General features: G+C 66.9%; 4 protein-coding genes. All 4 read right to left on the bottom strand.

Annotated elements, in window-relative coordinates; genetic code table 11:
- On the bottom strand, positions 1-247 hold a 247-nt coding region (locus tag AACZ35_RS12745; RefSeq protein ID WP_339829896.1), incomplete at its 3' end, for an RnfABCDGE type electron transport complex subunit B.
- Entirely contained in the window at positions 247-828 is a 582-nt protein-coding gene (gene rsxA, locus AACZ35_RS12740) for an electron transport complex subunit RsxA (protein WP_339829894.1), read from the bottom strand. The genes AACZ35_RS12745 and rsxA, both read right to left, overlap by 1 nt.
- A 7-nt stretch (positions 829-835) precedes the next feature.
- The gene (gene metG, locus AACZ35_RS12735) at positions 836-2,950 is read right to left on the bottom strand and encodes a methionine--tRNA ligase (RefSeq protein ID WP_339829892.1); all 2,115 of its coding nucleotides are present in this window, start codon (positions 2,948-2,950) and stop codon (positions 836-838) included.
- 115 nt (positions 2,951-3,065) lie between these two features.
- On the bottom strand, positions 3,066-4,496 hold a 1,431-nt coding region (locus AACZ35_RS12730), incomplete at its 5' end, for a TonB-dependent receptor (protein ID WP_339829890.1).

The raw sequence follows: 4,496 nt of genomic DNA, 5'->3' as shown, positions 1-4,496 counted from the left end.
CCAGCGCCCGCACGCCAGCCTCGCCGCCGGGCGGGCACTGGTCGATGTCGGCCTCGCCGCGAGCGATGGCCTGGGCATAGGGTTTGCAGCCCGGGTAACCACACTGGCCGCACTGGGTCTGCGGCAGCAGGCGGTCGATACGTTCGACCATCGGGTCTGCCTGCACCCGGAAGCGCACCGTGGCCCAGCCCAGCACGGCGCCGAACAGCGCCGCCAGGCCCACCACCACCAGCACCGACAGCCCCATCAGGCCGGCACCATGCCGGTGAAACCCATGAAGGCCAGCGACATCAGCCCGGCCGTGACCAGGGCGATCGGCGTGCCGCGCCAGGCGGCGGGCACGTCGGCGGCTTCAAGCCGTTCGCGCATGGATGAAAACAACACCAGCACCAGGCCAAAACCCACCGCGGCGCCGAAGCCGTAGCTGACGGCCTCGAACAGGCCACGGCGTGCCTGCACGTTCAGCAGGGCCACGCCCAGCACCGCGCAGTTGGTCGTGATCAGCGGCAGGTACAGGCCCAGAACCCGGTACAGGCGCGGACTCTGGCGGTTCATCACCGTTTCGGTGAACTGCACCACGGCGGCGATGACCAGGATGAAGCCCAGGGTGCGCAGGTGTTCCAGGCCCAGCGGCATCAGCAGCCAGTGGTGCACGCACCAGGCCAGGGCCGCCGACAGGGTGAGCACGAAGCCGGTGGCCAGGGCCATGCCGTAGGCGGCGTCGAGCCGGCGCGAGACACCCATGAAGGGGCACAGCCCCAGGAACTTCACCAGCACGAAGTTGTTGACGAACACCGCGCCGACCAGCAGCAGGGCGATGTCGTCCATGGCGGCCTCAGCGCACCGGCATGCCGGCCTCGGCGCTGGCGTCGGCGCCCAGCAGGGCCAGCGCGCCGCCGTCGTGGCCGGCCGAAAGGATCATGCCTTCGCTCAGGCCGAAGCGCATCTTGCGCGGCGCCAGGTTGGCGATGAAAACGACGTGGCGACCGACCAGGCTTTCCGGCTCGCCGTAGCTGGCGCGGATGCCGCTGAAGATCTGCCGCTGGCCGAGCTCGCCGGCGTCGAGCAGGAACCGCAGCAGCTTGTCCGAGCCTTCCACGAAGCCACATTCGATGACCTTGCCGATGCGCAGGTCGAGTTTGGAGAAATCCTCGATGCCGATGGTGGCTGCACCTGTAGGAGCGGCTTCAGCCGCGAATTCCTTCTTTGCCGCAGGCAAAGCCTTCGCGCCTGAAGGCGCTCCTACCGTGGAGGCAGCGGCAGCGGCGGGCTTGAGGTCTTCCTTGCTGGCGTCGGTCATGGCTTGAATGTTCTTGGGGTCGATTCGGGTCATCAGGGCTTCGAAGGGCGCAATGGCATGGCCGAGCAGCGGCGCGGCGATGTCGTCCCAGCGCTCCGCCGGGGCGCGCAGGAAACCTTCGGCGCGTGCCACCGTGCCCGGCAGCACCGGCTTGAGTGCGGCGGCCAGCACGCGGAACAGGTTCAGGCCCTGGCTGCAGACCGCCTGCAGTTCGGCGTCGGCGCCTTCGCGCTTGGCGATCACCCAGGGTTTGTTCTCGTCGATGTAGCGGTTGGCTTCGTCGGCCAGCGCCATCACCTGGCGCATGGCCTGGCCGTATTCGTCGCGGGCATAGCTGGCGGCCACTTCGCGGGCGCCGGCGACAAAACGTTCGTACATCGCCGGGTCCGGCAACGCGGCGGCCAGCTGGCCGTCGAAACGTTTGCTGATGAAGCCGGCGCAGCGGCTGGCGATGTTGACGAACTTGCCGACCAGGTCGGAATTGACCCGGGCGACGAAGTCTTCGAGGTTCAGGTCCAGGTCGACCACGCCGGCGCCGGTCTTGACCGCGAAGTAATAACGCAGCGCCTCCGGGTCCAGGCCCTGGTCGAGGTAGGTGCGCGCCATCACGAAGGTGCCGCGCGACTTGCTCATCTTGGCGCCGTTGACGGTGAGGTAGCCGTTGACGTGCAGCGCCGTCGGCGGCCGCAGGCCGGCGCCGTGCAGCATCGCCGGCCAGAACAGGCCGTGGAAGTTGATGATGTCCTTGCCCAGGAAGTGGTGCATTTCCGTGGGCGCGGCGCCGGCCGGGTTGCGGGCCTCTTCGGTGAAGGCGCCGAAGTCCAGGCCGTTCTTCGCGCACAGGGCCTTGAACGAGGCCAGGTAGCCGATGGGCGCGTCGAGCCAGACGTAGAAATACTTGCCGGGCGCGTCCGGGATGGGGAAGCCGAAGTAGGGCGCGTCGCGGCTGATGTCCCAGTCGCGCAGGCCGCCTTCCAGCCATTCCGCCAGCTTGGCCTTCACCGCCGGATGGGCGACGTCGCCGGCCAGCCACTCGCGCAGGAAGGCTTCGAACCTGCCCAGCTCGAAGAAGTAGTGCTCGGAGTCTCGCAGCTCCGGCGTGGCGCCGGAAACGACCGAGCGCGGGTTCTTCAGGTCGGTGGGCGCATAGGCCTTGCCGCAGACCTCGCAGTTGTCGCCGTACTGGTCGGCGGCGCCGCAGTTCGGGCACTCGCCCTTGATGTAGCGGTCGGGCAGGAACATCTGCCGCTCGGGGTCGTACAGCTGCTGGATCGACCGGCTGGCGATGGCCCTGGGCCCGTGGCTGCCGTCGCGCAGGCGCGTGTAGATGAGGCTGGCGAGTTCGCGGTTCTCGTCCGAGTGGGTCGAATGATAGTGGTCGAAATCGACGCCAAAGCGCGCGAAGTCGTCCTCGTGTCCGGCCTGGATGGCCTTGATGAATTCTTCCGGCGCCATGCCGGCCTTTTCCGCGGCCAGCATGATCGGGGTGCCGTGGGCGTCGTCGGCGCAGACGAAGTGCACTTCGCCGCCGGCCATTCGCCGGGCCCGGACCCAGATGTCGGCCTGGATGTAGCCCACCAGGTGGCCCAGGTGCAGGGGGCCGTTGGCATAGGGCAGGGCGGTGGTGACGAGGGCGGGACGGGGCGTCATCGGGGCTCGGGTTCGGAAAGTGGATTGCACATTATCCCATGGGGGAGGGAGCCAGGCACAAAAAAAGGGCCCGGCTTTCGCCGGGCCCTTGGTCATTCGACCAGTGCAGCAGTTGTTACCAGGTGAACTCGGCGCGCACGAAGACTTCGCGGCCGATCGGGCTGTAGGCGCGCCAGAAGAACGGATAGGTGAAGAAGGTATCGTCCTTCGGGGCGAGCTTGTCGAGCACGTTGTTCACGACCAGGCTGGCGCGGAAGTTCTCGGTGAACTCGTAGCCAACGTTGAGGTTGTACACGTGGTAGGGCGCGATGCGGCCGGTTTCGGCCCAGTTCGGCAGCGAACCGTAGCGGGTACCGAACACGGTGACGTCCAGGTCCTTGTACTGCCAGGACACGCTGCCACGCATGCGGCTGCGGAAGTCGAAGTTGGTCAGGTCGTCGCGGTAGCTGTCGCGCGGCTCGCCAGCAAACTCGGCGAACTTCTGGTCAAGCACGTGCGACCAGCCCAGCTGGAAGCCGAAGTTGCCCATCCGGTCGGTGTCCAGGGTGTAACGCAGGGTCGCGTCGATGCCCTCGTTCGACAGGTAGGAGCGGTTGATCGGGCCGCGGTTGACCTGCTCGATGCGGCCATCGTTCGGGCCACCCACGGTGCGGATCACGCTGTTGAGGATGAACTGGCAGAAAGTCGAGCTGCCGTCCACCGGGTTGCCCTGGCGGTCCACGCCCAGGCGGCAGTCGGCTTCGTTCTGCAGGATGTAGGACGAGCTGATGTCGCCGACCACGCCCTCGAGTTCGACCTTGTAGTAGTCAACCGTCAGCGACAGGTTGTCCACGACGTCCCAGACGAAGCCGAAGGTGTAGGACTGGCCTTCTTCTTCTTCCAGGTTGGGGTTGCCCTGGCGGACACCGAAGGCCGTGTAGTTGTAGGCCGTCTGGTTGCCGCACTGGGTAACCGTGAAGCCGGCGTTGCGGCAGGCGTACTCGTCGAAGATGCCCGAGAAGAAGCCGCTTTCGTCGGCGAACACGAAGTGCATGTCCGGGGCGCGGAACGAGGTGGAGTAGGCGCCGCGGATCAGCAGGCTGTCGATCGGACGCCATTCCAGGCCGGCGTTCCAGGTGAACGCGTCGTCGACGTCGGTGATGTCGTCGTACAGGTCGTAACGCGCCGCCAGGGTGGCCTTGAAGGTGTCGTGCAGCGGGATCGCGAACTCGGTGCCGATTGCGTAACGATCACGCTCGCCGCCGCCGCCGGTGCCGGTCAGGTTGTAGATGACGTTCTGGCCGGGAAGGATGCGCGGGTCGGCGTTGAGGTCGTACTCCTGGCTGCCCAGTTCGAAGACCGCGGCGAAGGACAGCGGGCCGGCCGGCATGTCGAACAGGTCGCCGGAAACGACGAACTGGCCGGTGGTGGAGCTGGAGTCGGCGCGGGTCTTGACGATGGTCGAGAGCGAGTTGAACTCGGCCGCGGTGATCGGGTTGAAATAACGGTCCTGGTTGAGCTCGTACACCGGGTAGGCGCCGAAGAACGGATCCAGGCCCGGCAGGCG

Source organism: uncultured Arenimonas sp., from assembly GCF_963976025.1.
Lineage (GTDB): Bacteria > Pseudomonadota > Gammaproteobacteria > Xanthomonadales > Xanthomonadaceae > Arenimonas.
Note: the sequence above shows the minus strand (reverse complement) of the source record. Positions and strands in the feature narration are given on the sequence as shown.

Coding starts and splice junctions, on each gene's coding strand:
- metG (WP_339829892.1), bottom strand. CDS start 2,950: ATGACGCCCCGTCCCGCCCTCGTCACCACCGCCCTGCCCTATGCCAAC.
- rsxA (WP_339829894.1), bottom strand. CDS start 828: ATGGACGACATCGCCCTGCTGCTGGTCGGCGCGGTGTTCGTCAACAAC.